Annotated in this window: 14 protein-coding genes and 1 pseudogene; 2 read left to right on the top strand and 13 right to left on the bottom strand. The window is 44.1% G+C overall.

Annotated elements, in window-relative coordinates:
• Nucleotides 1–71: 71 nt before the first annotated feature.
• From GKR74_RS04365 to iscX, 4 genes are all read right to left on the bottom strand, one after another.
• Nucleotides 72–5,111 carry an alpha-2-macroglobulin family protein gene (locus tag GKR74_RS04365; RefSeq protein WP_154602675.1) on the bottom strand — a complete coding sequence of 1,680 codons (5,040 nt, stop codon included), beginning with the start codon at nucleotides 5,109–5,111 and terminating at the stop codon, nucleotides 72–74.
• A 240-nt stretch (nucleotides 5,112–5,351) separates the two neighbouring features.
• Complete coding sequence (locus GKR74_RS04360; RefSeq protein ID WP_154602674.1) at nucleotides 5,352–5,804, bottom strand: enhanced serine sensitivity protein SseB C-terminal domain-containing protein; 453 nt, start codon at nucleotides 5,802–5,804, stop codon at nucleotides 5,352–5,354.
• Between the two features lie 113 nt (nucleotides 5,805–5,917).
• Entirely contained in the window at nucleotides 5,918–7,213 is a 1,296-nt protein-coding gene (pepB, locus tag GKR74_RS04355) for an aminopeptidase PepB (protein ID WP_154602673.1), read from the bottom strand.
• A gap of 242 nt (nucleotides 7,214–7,455) precedes the next feature.
• Complete coding sequence (gene iscX, locus GKR74_RS04350) at nucleotides 7,456–7,656, bottom strand: Fe-S cluster assembly protein IscX (protein ID WP_154602672.1); 201 nt, start codon at nucleotides 7,654–7,656, stop codon at nucleotides 7,456–7,458.
• A gap of 133 nt (nucleotides 7,657–7,789) precedes the next feature.
• Here iscX and GKR74_RS04345 point away from each other — a divergent pair, with 133 nt between their 5' ends.
• The gene (locus GKR74_RS04345; RefSeq protein ID WP_230089120.1) at nucleotides 7,790–8,125 is read left to right on the top strand and encodes a hypothetical protein; all 336 of its coding nucleotides are present in this window, start codon (nucleotides 7,790–7,792) and stop codon (nucleotides 8,123–8,125) included.
• A 279-nt stretch (nucleotides 8,126–8,404) separates the two neighbouring features.
• On the opposite strand, the gene fdx is transcribed toward GKR74_RS04345, so the two are convergent.
• The 8 genes and pseudogenes from fdx to trmJ all read right to left on the bottom strand — a co-directional run bounded on the left by fdx (nucleotide 8,405) and on the right by trmJ (nucleotide 14,868).
• Nucleotides 8,405–8,740, bottom strand: coding sequence for an ISC system 2Fe-2S type ferredoxin (fdx, locus tag GKR74_RS04340; protein WP_036949488.1), 336 nt, complete (start codon nucleotides 8,738–8,740; stop codon nucleotides 8,405–8,407).
• Between the two features lie 2 nt (nucleotides 8,741–8,742).
• Nucleotides 8,743–10,593, bottom strand: a complete 1,851-nt coding sequence (hscA, locus tag GKR74_RS04335; RefSeq protein ID WP_154602671.1) for a Fe-S protein assembly chaperone HscA — start codon at nucleotides 10,591–10,593, stop codon at nucleotides 8,743–8,745.
• 12 nt (nucleotides 10,594–10,605) lie between these two features.
• Entirely contained in the window at nucleotides 10,606–11,127 is a 522-nt protein-coding gene (gene hscB, locus GKR74_RS04330; RefSeq protein ID WP_036949485.1) for a co-chaperone HscB, read from the bottom strand.
• A 112-nt stretch (nucleotides 11,128–11,239) separates the two neighbouring features.
• Nucleotides 11,240–11,563 carry an iron-sulfur cluster assembly protein IscA gene (gene iscA / locus GKR74_RS04325; RefSeq protein WP_036949483.1) on the bottom strand — a complete coding sequence of 108 codons (324 nt, stop codon included), beginning with the start codon at nucleotides 11,561–11,563 and terminating at the stop codon, nucleotides 11,240–11,242.
• 204 nt (nucleotides 11,564–11,767) lie between these two features.
• Nucleotides 11,768–12,154, bottom strand: a complete 387-nt coding sequence (iscU, locus tag GKR74_RS04320; RefSeq protein ID WP_036949481.1) for a Fe-S cluster assembly scaffold IscU — start codon at nucleotides 12,152–12,154, stop codon at nucleotides 11,768–11,770.
• A 24-nt stretch (nucleotides 12,155–12,178) separates the two neighbouring features.
• The gene (locus tag GKR74_RS04315) at nucleotides 12,179–13,393 is read right to left on the bottom strand and encodes an IscS subfamily cysteine desulfurase (protein ID WP_132495564.1); all 1,215 of its coding nucleotides are present in this window, start codon (nucleotides 13,391–13,393) and stop codon (nucleotides 12,179–12,181) included.
• A gap of 128 nt (nucleotides 13,394–13,521) precedes the next feature.
• Nucleotides 13,522–14,019: a Fe-S cluster assembly transcriptional regulator IscR gene (gene iscR, locus GKR74_RS04310; protein ID WP_036949477.1), complete on the bottom strand. Its 498-nt coding sequence runs from the start codon at nucleotides 14,017–14,019 to the stop codon at nucleotides 13,522–13,524.
• Between the two features lie 111 nt (nucleotides 14,020–14,130).
• Nucleotides 14,131–14,868, bottom strand: a pseudogene (gene trmJ / locus GKR74_RS04305) (tRNA (cytosine(32)/uridine(32)-2'-O)-methyltransferase TrmJ).
• A 124-nt stretch (nucleotides 14,869–14,992) separates the two neighbouring features.
• On the opposite strand from trmJ, the gene suhB reads away from it, so the two are divergent.
• Nucleotides 14,993–15,796 carry an inositol-1-monophosphatase gene (gene suhB, locus GKR74_RS04300; protein WP_154602670.1) on the top strand — a complete coding sequence of 268 codons (804 nt, stop codon included), beginning with the start codon at nucleotides 14,993–14,995 and terminating at the stop codon, nucleotides 15,794–15,796.
• Nucleotides 15,797–15,878: 82 nt separating this feature from the next.
• Here suhB and GKR74_RS04295 read toward each other — a convergent pair whose 3' ends face one another.
• Nucleotides 15,879–17,030 carry a 3-phenylpropionate MFS transporter gene (locus tag GKR74_RS04295; RefSeq protein WP_154602669.1) on the bottom strand — a complete coding sequence of 384 codons (1,152 nt, stop codon included), beginning with the start codon at nucleotides 17,028–17,030 and terminating at the stop codon, nucleotides 15,879–15,881.
• Nucleotides 17,031–17,124: the final 94 nt, after the last annotated feature.

Here is a 17,124-nt window from a genome sequence, read left to right as displayed (position 1 = left end):
AAAAAAAGAGGGAAACACACGCTTCCCTCTTTATCTTCATCTAGTTCAATGATTCTCTAATTTAATATTAATTAACGAACCACTTCCAACTGACCATCGGAGTAACCCGTTGCACGCCACTCTGGCACATACATGGATTCCACCTGTGGTACTGGTTTGTTATATACACCCGGCGTTACCGCGCGAGCTAAGTAAACCAGTGTAGTTGGACGATATTGTTGAACTTCTACTGCCGCAACAAAACGGTCATCACGGTATTCCATGTGACGAATTTGCGACTGCTGCATATCATCAATCATCTCTTGTAGATTTGGCGCAGATTCACTGAGGTTCGCGCTGCTATTGGCTAAGTTTTGGTTTTCCAACTCTAAGCCCGCAGGTAATAAATCCACCACCAGTGCATCAGGGACAGTTTGGTTGGCATTCACTTCCAACTTCACCACCACCATTTCGCCGCTTCTTAATCTATCGATTGAAATACGGTTGCCTTTCATATCGTAGTAACTGCGTTTGATATCCAGCACATTTGAGTATGGCTTCGGTGAACGCATCGGATAACCGACAACATTCAAGCGAGTATACAGTGTGCTGGTACCGCTGTTTTCAACACTATAACCATTCACTAACTGTTGTTTCGTTAAGAACTCACTCACTGGTTTCTCTGAAACTAATGGTGGCTCTTGACCATTTACTAGCGCTTTCCATGGTGTTTCTGTCTCATTAGCATAGAAACGACCCGCTAAGTACAGGGCATTGCTCTCTTGAGTTGAGAAATACTTCTGCGAAGTCAGGTTGTTAGACAGCGTTTGCAGTTTTTGGTCACGGGATTTTGGCATTAAGTTATATTCATTCAGTAATGCCACGATCATCGCATCATCACGGATCGCTGAGCCGTAATCACCAATGCTGCTATAACGTGCGCTCTGTTTCTTCATACCATCAATAATGGCACTTTCACCACGCGCTTTATCACCCATCAGGTTTAATGCCACACCCAGTTGAACTAACGCTAAACCGCTGGTCGCATTGTTAGCTTGACCGTAGATTTGACGCAGTGCTCCTAATGGCGCTTTTTGCTGAGTTGCTAACACTAAGCCCGCATAGGCTTGGATCGCAAAACGGGATGCGTCTGGCTGATCCGTGTACGGATAACTCACTTGGCTACCATCTTGCAGATAACTTAACAGGCGTGCGTTAGCGTTATTCAATGCACTTTGCGGTACCGAGAAACCACGCTGATTCGCTTTGTTTAAGAAATCCGTCGCATACGCGGTTAACCAATACTCTTCACGCCCCATTTTATCCCATAGAGAGAAGCTACCGTCATCACGCTGCATACTCAGTAAGTGTGGGATCCCTAACTCAATCGCTTTATGGCGGTCTGCGTCTGTTTGTGAATTAATACCCAGCTTTTGCAGTTCAGCTTGTGTAGAGAACAGTGACGGATACAGCCCGCTCACGGTTTGCTCTAAACAGCCGTATGGATACGCAAACAGTTCACGAATATAACGTGAAATTTGCAGTGGTGGACGGCTCGTTAACAGCACTTGCCCTTCCAGAGTGTCTTGCTGTAAATAAGCAAAATCATTGGTTGGTAATGACCAAATTTCACCCGGCTCAATCGCGGTAGCAAATGCCACAGTTTCAGCCGGTTGTGCTGGGCGTACACCCACTTTCCAACTGTTTTTGTACTCTTTCTCCGCTTCCCCTTCGACTTTTACGCCGTTGATGGTCATGGAGACTTCACCTTCACCAAAGCCATAATCGGCACTGACTGGCAGCGTCACTGTAGTACGTTTGCCTTTGGTCAGTTCGATATCACGAGTTGGTGCGCCGTCTAATTTCACCATGCCCGACGCTTTAAATGTGACTGTCACATTCTGCGTGTTGTCGGTCATGTTGGTAAGATCTAACGCGAAGTAAGATTTATCGCCACTCGCCATAAAGCGAGGCATCGACATTTGCGTCACTAATGGTGCCGCAACAACGACCTTACTGTCTGCATGACCAAAATCTTTTTGGTTCCATGCTTGCGCCATTAAGCGCAATTCACCATTAAAGTCAGGAATTGCCAGTGTAATTTCACCTTCGCCATTTTTATCTAAAATGACTGGTTGCGCCTGTTCCGCAATGATTTGCACCTCAGTCAGAGGCTTCATACCACCACGTTCCAGAGCAGCATCTTCACCATCACCACCAAAGCGCAGGTTGGCTAACTTACCTTGACCTTCAATTAAGTGACCATACACATCATATTGGTCAACGCTGTAGCGTTTACGCCCAAAGAAAGCATCGTATGGATCTGGTGTTTTGAAATCAGTGATATTCAGGACGCCCGTATCGACTGCAGACAGCAATACGTTCACTTTTTCTGGCAGTGGCTTGCCATCTTGAGCAGTGGCTTTGATCTTCACTTTCAGATCTTCATTTGGACGCATTTTTGTCGGTGCGTTCAACGCCAATGCAATCTTACGATTTTCATCGGCTAGCGGCAGGTGTAATACCCCAACGGCGCGTTTGACAGTCGCCTCTTTGGAGTCATCTCCAGGACGAACAACCACCGCAGAGATATATAAATCATGGCGCGCCCACTCTTTATTCACTGGCACTTCCACATCTAACCCACCCGCTGGGACATCAATTTCCTGCCACCATAATGGTGCACTGCTAGATTCAAGCAGAATGTAACCTTTACCTGCTTTTGGCGCTTCGATGCGGACTTTAGCTTTTTCACCCGGTAAGTATGCTGGCTTGTTCAAGCTTAATTTCACTTGGTCAGGGCGAACGGAACCGCTGCCTCCGGTATTATCTTGCCAAGAGAAGCCTGCCCAGAATTGAATGCTACTGACTAACTCATTTTCAGGGTTGGTAATTTCTAAACGGAATGAACCCCAATCCACTGGGAACGAGATCTTCGCGGTGCCATCTTTGGCGATAGAAATATTTTCATTCGCCACCACTAAATCTTTCTGATCGTAGTTAGAAACCCAACCACCGCTTTCTGACCAGCTCCAGTAGTAATCGCGACGTTCGTACACTAAACGCGCCGTCAGATTTTCTGCGGCCAGTTTATGCCCTGCCATATCTGACATGACAATTTCAAACTCAGCTAATGAATTTTCATCGACGTTATAACGCTTCGCGTAGCGGTCTGTACGGTAATCGTAGATCTCTTTTTTCTCAAAGAGAGGACGAATACCCACCAGTTTTTTCGCTGGCCAAATCGCTTGCTCAGCACGGCGAGTCACTGGGCGACCACCTGCCTCTAATAAGCTAGCTTGCAGAACTGCCGTAATCGGAGAGCGCGTTGATTCCCAGTTGCTTTGCGGCAAGGAGATCACGGTTTCACCGCTACCATCTAAGGTTAAATCAAACTCATCCAGTTTACGCGGTAAGCCTTCTTCATTCGTCGCACCGAATTCAAAGCCCGGCAATTTCGCAACCGCTTCACGATTAGCTTTCAGCAACACTTGCCCTTGCAACTGATTATCCGCTGCTGGGGCGCCGTAGAGGTAACGACCTTTAATGTCAAAGTCAACGGGCTGCGAACTTAATACCGGCTTCTCACTGCCTGTAATATCCAGCGCCATGCGCTCTGGCATAAAATCTTCAACATTAAATTTGTAATAACGTTGTGGTGAACCATCACCTAAATCAAAACGCAGTGACCAGCCACCCGTTTCAGCATTTTTCGGGATCTCTAGCTGATACTGGTACAGGCCATCTTGTTTCTCATCCCCTTGCCATACAAAGCTCTTGTAGACTTGACCATCGGTCTTTAAGACATCCACTTTGACCGGCTGAGATTTCACTGGCTGGCCATCACCATCACGCAATAAACCATTCACTAGCAGTAATTCGCCCGGACGATATAAATCACGAGGGCCGAATACAAAGAACTGTTTTGCATAGCCTGAAGGGCCTGAAATATCAAACTCAGACAGGTCTAATGCTGGCTGAGTCAGGTCAATCATACTGGTTTGCCCTTCGTGGGTTGCCAGTAATAATTTGCCGCCAGCCAGTTTGTCTAACTGGGCATGACCGTCACCATCCGTGGTGCCTTTGGTGACTAATTGGCCTTTCTCATCCAAAATACGCAGCTCAACGCCTTTAATCGCCGAACCTTTGGCTAATGATTGAGTGAAAATATCCACACGATCATGGTAGCTATGTAATGACACGCCGATATCACTGAGTGTGAATACAGTCGCAGGGAATTGATAACTGTAGCTACCCGCTTTTTGCATGATCGCTAAATAAACGCCATCTTGTTGCAGCTCTTTGATATCTTTTAATGGCAACAGAATGGATTGGCGGGTATTTTTATCTGGGTTTAAATCGAAACGCCCTGTGTAGGCTAATTCGACTTTGTCGAGGAATTCATCGGAATACCAATATTCATAGTTACTGCGGTATTGCCACATCGCGAGGAATTGCGGTAATTGCTTTTCATCGACGCGGAAAAAATTCACGTCGATTTTATCCACGTTCAGCGCAATCACTGGCAAGCCTTGTGCAACTTTGCTTGGTAGCAAAGAGCCTTTACTTGCGAAGCCAACGGTTGGAATAATTTGTGCCGTCTGGAATTTCTTCTCAAAGCTGTTGTTAATGGTGCGTTCGTTGACCGCTTTCACTCCCGGATTAACCGAAAGGTTTAATTCTTTTGATGGCGGTAAATGGCGGAAACGTAATTCCATCTGATTATCAGATAGTTCCCAATCTCCATCCAGCTTGCCTGATTTCACATCCACCAGATTCAGATACTGACCAAAGTTTTGGTTCGGTTGTAAAGGCACAGAGAATGTCACGACCATGGCGCTCGCTCCATCTAACTGCAATTCCGAGGCATCCAAAATTTCCAGATCTTTCCCGGCATATTTCTTCACTAGCTCTTCATTAGAAAGCTTAGGCGCAGCCTGTTTTTGTTCTGCAACGGGCGCTGTTTTGGTACTCGTTTCTGCCGCCGAGGTGGAGACATTACTCTCTTTTTTCGTGGTATCGTCAGTATTATCGCAGCCCGCTAATGCCATAACGGACGCTAAGGCTAATGCTACATAACGCTTTTTCGTTTTTAGACCCGCCAATGAAGTCCAACTTGATTGTTGTTTCATTACCGCCCCATCCCTTATTAAGTTAATTTATTATGTTCATGAAGCCCAAGAAAACCCTTGAACTTAAATACGTTGCGATGATTGAGCTTAGTGTGTAATCCGCAATAATAAGTATGCGCATTAATTGAATACATAATTTAACAGAATGTAACACCAACACCTATCAGACAAAACGGAAAAAACAGCATGAAAAAATAAAGACACGGAGAAGTCCGGTCTTTATTTTGAATAAGGAGAGAATTAGGTATTTTTGATGGGAATACTGTCGCGCAAGAAGCTGCCTAATCGGCGTTGATAAAATGGCGCAACGTGCTGGGTAATAAAGTGGCTTAACCCTTTTTCGTCTTCATTAACGATGCAAAAATCAATGGATTCATCCTCATCGATATATTCGCACGCCGTTGCACCCGCTTCTTGAATAATTTCATCGATATTTTCTGCGCCTGGGACAAATTCCAACGCTATCATCAAAATATCATCAAATTGTTCATCTTCCACTTCTTGGACCGAAACAATAAACGCGCGTCGTACGACTTTATGTTGTTTAAAAAACTCACTGAGCGCCGCTGTCAATTCTTCCGGTTCTTGTTCGAGAACACTTAATTTTAATGAAGAACCTTCCGGCACCGTGAGTTCAGTAAACTGCACATCGGATTGCGAGTCTGTTGTTAGGTTTTGGGATTGTTGCGTCATTCAATATCCTCTACAACCAAAAATAATATCGTCTAAATTCAAAAACCATTCATGTTAAAGAAAAAATCGCAGGCTGCATTGACTGCACCACTGCGATTTCATTATAACGCGAATTATTTTGATTTTTTGAGAAGTAAGTTGGCTAATGTTCTCACACCAATACCGGTTGCCCCTTCTGCCCATAAACTCACTGGTGATTTACGGTAAGTTGCTGAACAATCGATATGTACCCAGTTTTGACGGTAGTTTTCAACAAAGTGAGACAGGAAGGCTGCCGCTGTACTTGCACCCGCAGTATGCGAAGGCGCTGCAATATTGTTCAGATCAGCAAAGCCAGAAGGCAGTTGTTGACGGTGGAATTCCGCTAATGGTAAGCGCCAGAATAATTCGAACTCTTCATCTGAGGCTGACATTAATTCTGCCACGAGTTTGTCATCGAAGCTCAGTACGGAGTGGTAGTCATTACCCACGGCTGTTTTCGCAGCCCCAGTTAAGGTTGCCGCATCGATTAATAACGTTGGTTTCTCTTTGCTTGCATCGATTAAACCATCCGCTAAGACTAAACGCCCTTCCGCATCTGTGTTCATGATTTCAACAGATTTACCATTACGATAACGGATAATATCCCCTAATTTAAAGGCATTACCGCTAACCATGTTGTCTGCGATGCACAGGAATAATTTGACGCGTTTGTTTAAACCACGAGTGATCGCCAGCGCTAAAGAACCCACTAATGTTGCTGCACCGCCCATATCTGCTTTCATTGAGTTCATAGAAGCAGATGGCTTAATGCTATAACCCCCTGAATCGAAGGTAATACCTTTACCCACTAAACAGGCGAACACAGGGGCTTTCTCATCTTTACCTGGGTTGTAATCCAATGCCAGCAATACTGGAGGACGGCTAGACCCACGACCCACAGTATGGATACCTGCATAACCTTGTTCTAATAAGTCATCGCCTTTCACAATGCGGTAACTGATATCTTGAGCGCCCACTTTGCACAGTAAATCAATTGAACGCTGAGCCAATTGCTCTGGGCCTAATTCTTCTGCTGGCGCATTGATAATATCGCGAACCCAATCAATGGTATTGATGCGTTGTTCTAATTCTTTGCGATCCGCTTCTTGCAGTGCTGGCCATTCGATAGTTCTCGCCCCTTTTGGTGCACGGAAACCTTGCCAAAATGCCCAACTTTTTTCTAAGTCCCAACCTTCACCCGTTAATGAAACATTGCGAATACCTTGGCTATCTAACTTACGACCAGCACTTTGTACAGCACACAGTTTACCCGGGTGCTTAAGGTGGATAGTCATGCCTTTATCGTTTGAACTTAATAGAGCGCCTTCACCCCAGCATGGTGCTGCAGGTTCGCATGTAATCATGACTGGCATAATTTGTTTGGTCATTATTTTTCTCACTTTATCCACTAAGTTGATTATTGCGGGATCTTGAATTTAGCTTATCAGTTTCTGCTATCAATCTTTGCTAATTCGCCAACTATACCCTAAAAACAGCAATATTATTGAGTTTAGTTTCTATCAGACTAATAGGTTCTTTTGAACCATTTTATTTTCTTATGCAGTTTGTTACAGGCGAAAAAAAACCGGATGCAACCTATTCAGCGCTATCCGGTTTTTATCCACGAAAATTATTCGTACTCGTCCAGCCAGACTAACAGAATAGCTTCGAGGATTTTCTCGTTCGATTTTTGTGGGTCATCATCAAAGTCTTCTAAGTCACAGATCCATTGGTGCATATCCGTGAAACGCACGGTTTTTGGATCTGTATCCGGGTAAGCATCATAGAGCGCTTCACCGATTTCACGACTGTTTGTCCATTTTAGGCTCATATTGTCTCCTCACAATCAATAAATTAAATTCATATTTTTATGATGCTATATTTAGATTTATGGAACATTCATCTTTGATAAAAAACAAATCATAAGTATAATTTATGTTTATTTTAAATACATGGATATGATTATGATCAAGATTAAAAATGACCGCCTTCAAACCATTGCTACTTTTGATGGTAAAACATTGAAAAATGACCGTCTTCAAACCATTGCTACATTTGATGGTAAAACATTAAAAAACGATCGACTTCAAACGATCGCTACTTTTGATGGCAAAACGTTAAAAAATGACCGTCTTCAGACCATTGCCACCTTTGATGGTAAAACACTAAAAAATGATCGTCTCCAAACAATTGCAACTTTCGATGGCAAAACATTAAAAAATGATCGCCTACAAACTATAGCTACAGTTGATGCTAGTATGAGTATTGTCATCATTGCATACGCGATGAAACTATTTTAAGTAGGAATTAGGAATAATGATTAATTTTCTAAATAATTCGCTTTGTAGTCAGGATTCGATTGAAAGCATATCGAGGTGCATACATAAGTAAGTATGAGACCCGAATACTTAAAATACAGCCAACAAAACTACACTTCGAAACGTAAAGAAAATTGACGCTCTAAATAGTTCATGCTGTAGCTAGGCGGCAAAGGAGCTAATCCCTAGGAGCATACACAAGTATGTGACTAGGGTTAGCGAGTGCAGCCAACAACGCTACGGCGCGAACTATGACGAGCATTAGTGTTCGCGAGCGTGGTTAATCGTATACTTAGGAATATCTACGACTAAATCCTCATCCGCAACGCGTGCCTGACAGCTTAGACGGCTTTCTGGCTCGAGGCCCCATGCTTTATCTAGCATGTCATCTTCCAGTTCGCTGCTCTCTTCAAGAGAATCAAAGCCTTCACGAACGATACAGTGACAGGTTGTGCATGCGCAGGATTTTTCGCAGGCATGGTCGATTTCAATTCCATTGCGCAGTGCTACGTCTAAAATAGATTCGCCCTCTTGTGCTTCGACTACGGCACCTTCCGGACATAACGTACTATGAGGTAAAAAAACGATTTTAGGCATAATTATATCTCATCCACAGAATGGCCTGACAGCGCCTGACGAATAGATGCATCCATTCGGCGAGCGGCAAATTCTTGGGATTTCTTATCCAGTTGTTTAATTGCATTTTCAATAACAGTAGGGTCTGTGCCTTCTACTGCTTGGATTAACTCATTGACCGCATTATCAATTTCTGTCTCTTCGGTTGGAGTCAGTAAATGTGCATCTTGCTCTAATGCGCTCGTTAAACTTTCAAGCACTCTTGCCGCTTCAACTTTTTGCTCCGCTAGGCGGCGCGCATTTAAATCATCTTGCGCGTTAGTCATTGAATCTTTAATCATGGTTGAAATTTCGGTGTCAGTTAAACCGTAAGATGGCTTAACTTGAATCGATGCGGCAACACCCGTGGATTTTTCCATGGCGCTCACGCTGAGCAAACCATCGGCATCCACTTGGAATGTGACACGAATATGTGCGCCACCTGCCGCCATTGGCGGGATGTCACGCAGCGTAAAGCGGGCTAATGAACGACAATCCGAAACCATTTCACGCTCACCTTGTACAACATGAACGCTCATGGCGGTTTGCCCATCTTTGAATGTCGTGAATTCTTGTGCGCGAGCCACAGGAATGGTGGTATTTCGTGGAATGACTTTTTCTACCAAGCCACCCATAGTTTCCAAACCTAATGATAGCGGGATCACATCCAAGAGCAGCATGTCGCTGTCTGGTTTATTCCCCACTAAAATATCCGCTTGAATTGCAGCGCCGATAGCCACGACTTTATCTGGATCGATGGAGGTTAATGGTGTTCGACCAAAAAACTCGCCCACTTTTTCACGAACTAATGGTACGCGAGTCGAACCGCCAACCATCACTACATTTAAGACATCGTCATTTTCTACGCCGGCATCTTTTAAGGCACGACGGCATGCCATCAGTGTACGCTTGATGTGGGTTTCAATGAGTGATTCAAAGGTTTCACGGCTAACCGTACCTTGCCAATTAGGTAGAGTGATTGTCGCAGAATCAGCGTCACTTAATGCGATTTTTGTTTCAGTGGCAATGTTCAATAATTGGCGCGTTAAATGGTGATCCCCTTGAATGGAAAGCCCCGCTTGCTGTGCAATCCACTGCGCTAATACGTGGTCGAAATCATCGCCACCTAACGCCGTATCACCACCTGTTGCCAACACTTCAAAGACACCGCGGCTCAGGCGTAAAATCGAAACATCAAACGTACCGCCACCTAAATCATAAACGGCGATCACCCCTTCTTGACCGGAATCTAAACCATAAGCAATCGCAGCCGCAGTAGGTTCATTCAGTAAACGTAAAACATGCAGACCCGCCAAACGAGCCGCATCTTTGGTGCCTTGGCGCTGAGCATCGTCGAAGTAAGCTGGAACCGTGATCACCACGCCATCCATTTCACCACCGAGAGTTTGCTCTGCACGTTTTGCCAACGTTTTTAAAATATCAGCAGAAACTTGAATAGGATCCACTTGCCCTGCCGCCGTTTGAATAAATGGCAGACCATTTTCGCTAGCTGTTAACTGATAAGGTAAATCCGGGTAACGTTTTTGAATATCAGCTAATGAACGCCCCATCATACGTTTCACTGAAATCACGGTATTGACAGGATCTTGTTCGGATAATTGTTTCGCTTCCCAACCCACAATCCGGTTATCTGCTTGATAATTCACCACAGAAGGAAGCAAATAGCGCCCTTGTTCATCGGGTAATGCCGCCGCTTCACCACTACGAACAGTGGCAATCAAAGAGTGTGTTGTACCAAGATCGATCCCGGCCGCCAATTTACGTTGGTGCGGCGCGGCGGTCATTCCTGGTTCGCTAATCTGTAATAAAGACATAATCGTTTTCTCTTAAAAGTCGTCTAGTAACCGTTCTTCGAGTTGCTCAGCTTGTTGCTGTAACTTATCGAGAAAACGCAATTTTCGGACGGTATCAGCGGCTTTTTCCCACTGCATCGCATCGAGTTCTGAAACCATCAAGGCGCTGCGCGTCTGCTGCATTTGTTTGACATTTTTCATAAAGGCAGACACCCGTTCAAGGGCTTGCGGGCTATTTTCGATGTTATCTAACTCTTCGCGTAATTCGAGTTGCTCCATCAGGAATGCGGTGTCATGCATGGTATGTTGTTCATTATTTATATCAAAACCATGTAATAACAGCATATATTCCGCGCGTTTCAGCGGATGACGAAGGGATTGATATGCCGCATTGATAGTTGCAGCATGTTGGAGTGCTTGCATTTTTTCCTGTTCTGAACAGGTTGCAAAGCGATCGGGATGATATTGTCGCTGTAATTCTTGAAAGCGATGTGTGAGTTGCTCACTGTCAATCGCGTAATTAGGGGTTAGCCCAAAAAGAGTAAAGTAATCCATAAGTGCTCAGTTTCTCGAACCGGGTACCAATGTAGCTAAGCTTAGCTAAAGATCATGTGGTCATTAACGCCACGTTAGTTACATTGGTCAAAGTCATGCTCATTTGAAGACATTATACGTGAAAACTTTCACCGCATCCGCATTCACTGTTAACGTTAGGGTTATTAAATTTAAACCCTTCGTTTAAGCCTTCTTTTACAAAATCCAGCTCAGTGCCGTCTAAATAAACCATGCTTTTGCCATCGACGATGACTTTAACACCTTTGTCTTCAAAAACGGTGTCCTCTTCATTAATTACATCAGCGAATTCAAGCACGTATGCCATTCCCGAGCAACCTGAAGTTCTTACACCCAAACGCAAGCCTTCGCCTTTACCACGATTATTCAAAAAAGATTGAATTCGTTGCGCTGCACTTTCAGTAAGAGAAATCGACATTGCAAACCTCACTTTAGAAACAAACAAGGCAGATGCTAGAAATTATTAGCATCCGCCTTCAAATCATCGGTACAACTCATTATATTTAAAGTTGCATAATAAATACATCTTTAATTAATTTGAGTTTAACTATCAGTCGTGGGCTGTCTATTTTTGTTGTTTATATGCTCTAAGGTACAGCCCTTACTTACTGATATTTATCTATTATTTGCCTTGGCGTTTGCTTTTGTAATCAGCAATAGCAGCTTTGATTGCATCTTCAGCCAGAATTGAGCAGTGAATTTTCACTGGCGGTAATTCTAACTCTTCCGCGATCGCTGTATTTTTGATTGACTCAGCTTCGTCTAAGCTTTTGCCCTTCATCCACTCAGTTACCAGTGAACTTGATGCAATTGCAGAGCCGCAACCATAGGTTTTAAAGCGTGCATCTTCGATGATACCGTCATCATTTACCTTGATTTGTAACTTCATAACGTCACCACAAGCAGGTGCACCTACCATACCGCTACCCACGCTTGGATCATTGTTATCAAATGAACCGACGTTACGTGGATTTTCATAATGATCGATAACTTTTTCGCTGTAAGCCATTTTTAAACTCCTGAAACTGTCTGATTAATGGTGAGACCATTCGATGCTGTTGAGATCTACGCCTGCTTTAAACATATCCCATAAAGGAGACAGCTCACGTAAGTGGCCGATCGCACCATGAATTTGTTTAATTGCATAGTCAATTTCTTCTTCAGTCGTAAAGCGACCGAAAGAGAAGCGAATTGAGCTATGAGCCAGTTCGTCATTCATACCTAATGCACGCAGCACGTATGAAGGTTCTAAGCTTGCAGAAGTACATGCAGAACCCGAAGAAACTGCTAAATCTTTCAGCGACATCATTAATGATTCACCTTCAACATAGTTGAAGCTGACGTTCAGAATGTGCGGCGCACCATTTTCTAAGTCACCGTTAAGGTAAACTTCTTCGATATCTTTAATACCGTTCCATAAACGTAAGCGTAAACCGCGCAGACGTTCCGATTCTTGAGCCATTTCTTCTTTAGCGATACGGTAAGCTTCGCCCATGCCCACGATTTGGTGAACAGGTAAAGTTCCTGAACGCATACCACGTTCATGGCCGCCACCGTGTTGCTGCGCTTCCAAACGGATACGTGGTTTACGACGAACATACAGTGCGCCGATACCCATTGGTCCGTACAGTTTGTGTGCAGAGAATGACATCAGGTCAACTTTTAACGCAGACAGGTCGATAGGCAATTTACCGACGCTTTGGGTGGCGTCAACGTGGAATACGATACCACGGCTACGGCATAATTCGCCGATTGTAGCGATGTCCTGAACAATACCGATTTCGTTATTCACGTGCATGATTGACACTAAAATGGTGTCTTCGCGCATTGCCGCTTCTAACTCTTTCAGGTCAATTAAGCCGTTGCTTTGAGGTGCTAAGTAAGTCACTTCAAAACCTTCACGCTCTAATTGACGGCATGTATCCAGAACGGCTTTATGTTCTGTTTTACAAGTGATGACATGCTTGCCTTTTTTCTGATAGAACTGGGCAGCACCTTTGATAGCTAAGTTATCAGATTCTGTTGCACCTGATGTGAAGACGATTTCACGAGGATCCGCATTCACTAATTCAGCGATTTGATTACGAGCAATATCTACCGCCTCTTCAGCTTGCCAGCCGAAACGGTGTGAACGAGATGCTGGGTTACCAAAATTCCCATCCATTGTTAGACATTGCATCATTTTTTCAGCAACGCGTGGGTCGACAGGCGTAGTTGCTGAATAATCTAGATAAATCGGTAATTTCATTGCTCACATACTCCAAAGGACAAGACAACTTTGCCTTTAATTTTTTAATGACCCCAAAGGTGCAAGCCGCTATAGGCTGGGCTTTTTCACCATTTGGTGATCGACTGCAATTTATAATCTATTTTATATTAGGCACGAACATTGATAATGGATTCTGGCGTAATGCCGTTCGGCATTGTTTTACGCTTTTCATTATCTTGCCTATCAGCAACATCCAGAACTTCTTGGTTCTTAACCAGCTCATCAAGGCTGATGCTGCTAAGGAAACTGGTGATTCTGTCGCTTAGGTCACGCCATAATGCGTGAGTTAAGCAGCGGTCGCCATTTTGACAACCTTCTTTATTACCCTGACAACGGGTTGCATCTACGGATTCATCGACCGCAGCAATTACTTCAGCAACAAAGATTTGGTCTGCATCACGCCCAAGCAGATAACCGCCACCGGGACCGCGAACACTAGAAACTAAATCGTTTTTACGTAAACGAGAGAAGAGTTGCTCAAGATAAGAGAGGGAGATTCCCTGACGTTCAGAAATATCAGCTAAAGGTACTGGACCAGTCTGAGAGTGTAACGCGACATCTAGCATCGCAGTTACTGCGTAACGCCCTTTGGAAGTGAGTCTCATAACATAAATACTCCGTGGTAAAATATGCAGCAATTGTGACATACCTGAGTAATTTGGTCAACTATTTACCTGACTAATTTACTCAAGTATTATGCTCACTTCACCACGGCATTAACCTCATTTTTTCGCCCATTTTTCCATTGATGTCAAAATGCCGCGAAGAATATGCAACTCTTGGGTTTCTACATGGGCACGGGTAAATAAACGTCGCAGTTTATTCATAATTAATCCCGGATGCGCCTTGCGAATAAAGCCCGATTCATTCAATACGCTTTCAAGATGAACGTAGAAACGTTCTAAATCTTCAGCCGGTGGGTATTCTACCTCATCATCGGTCGATGTTTGCGTATTTTTTTCAGCAATTGCCAAATACGCCATGCGAATCTCGTAGCTAACTAATTGAACCGCCATTGCCAAATTCAGAGAACCATATTCTGGGTTGGTCGGAATATACAAATGGTAATTACATTTTTGCAATTCTTCGTTGGTTAAACCGACACGCTCACGGCCAAAAACAATTGCGACCGGTGACTCTTTTGACTGTTCAACTGATTTAACTCCACATTCACGAGGCTCGACCATTGGCCAAGAAAGTGTACGAGAACGTGCGCTGGTACCAATAACTAATTTGCACCCTTCTAATGCTTCATCGAGAGATTTTACGATTTTTGCATTACCAATCACATCACTTGCCCCCGCGGATAACGCGATAGCATGAGAATCAGGTTCAACGAGTGGGTTAACTAAATAGAGGTTTGAAAGCCCCATGGTTTTCATTGCACGAGCGGTTGAGCCCATATTGCCAGTGTGTGAGGTTTCAACAAGAACGATACGAATATTTTCTAGCATGGTTTATACGTTGTCATGAAAAATTAATCGCAAGAGTCTAACACAAAATTGCTTATTGTGACGAACATCTATATACTTTGCGTCTCTTGATTTTCGTTCTTTAACATCCCAGTGGAAAATACCCATGCATCCGATGCTTAACATCGCCATACGTGCTGCACGTAAGGCTGGTAATTACATAGCTAAAAACTATGAAGATCCTCAGAACGTAACAGTAACCCAAAAGGGTGCTAACGATTTCGTCACTAACGTTGACCGTGACGCTGAACAAATCATCGTTGATATTATTCGTAAATCTTACCCAGACCACACTATCATCACTGAAGAAAGTGGCGAGTTATTAGGCAAAGATGAAGATATTCAATGGGTAATCGATCCACTGGATGGCACCACCAACTTCACAAAACGTTTCCCTCACTTCTCAGTTTCTATCGCCGTACGCATTAAAGGCCGTACAGAGGTTGCTGCTGTCTATGACCCTATGCGTAACGAATTGTTTACTGCAGTACGTGGTCAAGGCGCTCAAATGAACGGTTACCGTTTACGTATGGCTGAGAAACGCGACCTTGAAGGCGCAGTTGTCGCAACTGGCTTCCCATTCAAACACAAGCAACACGCTCCTATCTACATGAACATCATGGGCAAAATGTTTGACCAATGTGCAGATTTCCGTCGCACGGGTTCAGCAGCTCTGGATTTATGCTATGTGGCTGCGGGTCGCGTTGACGCTTACTTCGAAATCGGTTTAAAACCATGGGATTTCTTAGGTGGCGAACTAATCATGCGTGAAGCGGGCGGGATCATGACTGACTTCGTAGGCGGTCATAACTATTTAGCATCAGGTAACTTAGTCGCAGGTAGCCCACGCGTTGTTCGCGATATTCTGGCTGCAATGAAAGATGAATTATCTGAAGCATTAAAACGTTAATTTAATCCTCGTTAAATTTGCTAAAAAGGGCGCTAGTGAAAACTAAGCGCCCTTTTTATTATTGCGTTACGGTAACTCCAGTCTAAGACTGAGCCGTCACTCTTGGTCGAATAAACAGCGCAGGCACAGCCAAGAGCGCCATCAAATAAAACACGACGCCATGTTGGTCAGGCATACGCTCATAAATATACCCCACCATAATAGTAACCACCGCAAGCCCGCCTCCAGTCGCTAAGGCAGAATAAGCCCCTTGCAACGGTATAATTTCATTTTCTTTACGCGCACTAATAAATCGCATCGCAGCTAAGTGGCAAACGGTGAAGGTTCCGCTGTGTAATATTTGCACAATAATTAACACAGGCAATGCAGTAAATGCCCCCATCATTCCCCAGCGGATAATCCCACACACTGCGGATAATAAAAGTAAGTTACGGGCACTCCAGCGTCGGAATAATCGATGGCTCAGCATAAAGACTATCACTTCGGCCACCACACCCAGCGACCATAAATTACCGATCACTAAATCAGAATAACCCGCTTCTTTCCAGAACAACGAAGCAAACCCGTAATAAGCGGCATGCGCACCTTGCAATAAAGTCACACAGATTAAAAACATCAGTATATTTTTATCTGCGATCAGTTGCTTGAATGAGACTTTATTTGCACCTTCCGCTTTTGCTACTCCCGCTGGCATAATCGCAGGTTTCAACATGGCTCCCAATAATAGGGCGGCGCAGCTGATCACTAATGCGACCATTATCGAGGTATGTCCCCACACCCCAGCAAAATACCCCATTGATGACGAGCCAATAATAAAGGCAATTGAGCCCCAAACTCGGATTTTGCCGTAATCAAACGTAAATTGTTTCTGCCATGTTCCTGCTAATGAGTCCCCTAATGGCACCATAGGAGCAAAAAATAGGTTAAATCCAATCATGACAAACATCAGCCACGCCCAATGGGAGCCGAATGAAAATCCAATGGAGAAAATAAGGGAAAGCGCTGCCAGTAATCGTAATGCATTGATCAGTTTGGAAGGCTCTTTAACCTGGGGAGTGATAAACATCGCACCGAGAAAACGCGCCGCAAGTCCAATACCTAACAAAAGCCCTATCATTTCTGCATCTATTCCCTCACCTTGTAGCCACACGGACCAAAATGGTAAGAAAATACTGTAGGCAAAAAAGTAGGTAAAATAATCAATCGCTAGCCAACGCGTTGATGGAATAACCATCACTCCTCCCTTATTTTCATCTTCCCCTACTATTGAGGGGTTTAAAACGGACAACAAAAAACCCGCTTTTACCAAATGTAGAAGCGGGTTTATC

This window comes from Providencia sp. wls1914, from assembly GCF_009706645.1.
GTDB lineage: Bacteria > Pseudomonadota > Gammaproteobacteria > Enterobacterales > Enterobacteriaceae > Providencia > Providencia zhijiangensis.
Note: the sequence above shows the minus strand (reverse complement) of the source record. Positions and strands in the feature narration are given on the sequence as shown.

What these genes read in the sequence shown, in the direction of transcription:
- GKR74_RS04365 (WP_154602675.1), bottom strand. Translation starts at nt 5,111, where the DNA reads ATGAAACAACAATCAAGTTGGACTTCATTGGCGGGTCTAAAAACGAAA.
- GKR74_RS04360 (WP_154602674.1), bottom strand. Translation starts at nt 5,804, where the DNA reads ATGACGCAACAATCCCAAAACCTAACAACAGACTCGCAATCCGATGTG.
- pepB (WP_154602673.1), bottom strand. Translation starts at nt 7,213, where the DNA reads ATGACCAAACAAATTATGCCAGTCATGATTACATGCGAACCTGCAGCA.
- iscX (WP_154602672.1), bottom strand. Translation starts at nt 7,656, where the DNA reads ATGAGCCTAAAATGGACAAACAGTCGTGAAATCGGTGAAGCGCTCTAT.
- GKR74_RS04345 (WP_230089120.1), top strand. Translation starts at nt 7,790, where the DNA reads ATGATCAAGATTAAAAATGACCGCCTTCAAACCATTGCTACTTTTGAT.
- fdx (WP_036949488.1), bottom strand. Translation starts at nt 8,740, where the DNA reads ATGCCTAAAATCGTTTTTTTACCTCATAGTACGTTATGTCCGGAAGGT.
- hscA (WP_154602671.1), bottom strand. Translation starts at nt 10,593, where the DNA reads ATGTCTTTATTACAGATTAGCGAACCAGGAATGACCGCCGCGCCGCAC.
- hscB (WP_036949485.1), bottom strand. Translation starts at nt 11,127, where the DNA reads ATGGATTACTTTACTCTTTTTGGGCTAACCCCTAATTACGCGATTGAC.
- iscA (WP_036949483.1), bottom strand. Translation starts at nt 11,563, where the DNA reads ATGTCGATTTCTCTTACTGAAAGTGCAGCGCAACGAATTCAATCTTTT.
- iscU (WP_036949481.1), bottom strand. Translation starts at nt 12,154, where the DNA reads ATGGCTTACAGCGAAAAAGTTATCGATCATTATGAAAATCCACGTAAC.
- GKR74_RS04315 (WP_132495564.1), bottom strand. Translation starts at nt 13,393, where the DNA reads ATGAAATTACCGATTTATCTAGATTATTCAGCAACTACGCCTGTCGAC.
- iscR (WP_036949477.1), bottom strand. Translation starts at nt 14,019, where the DNA reads ATGAGACTCACTTCCAAAGGGCGTTACGCAGTAACTGCGATGCTAGAT.
- suhB (WP_154602670.1), top strand. Translation starts at nt 14,993, where the DNA reads ATGCATCCGATGCTTAACATCGCCATACGTGCTGCACGTAAGGCTGGT.
- GKR74_RS04295 (WP_154602669.1), bottom strand. Translation starts at nt 17,030, where the DNA reads ATGGTTATTCCATCAACGCGTTGGCTAGCGATTGATTATTTTACCTAC.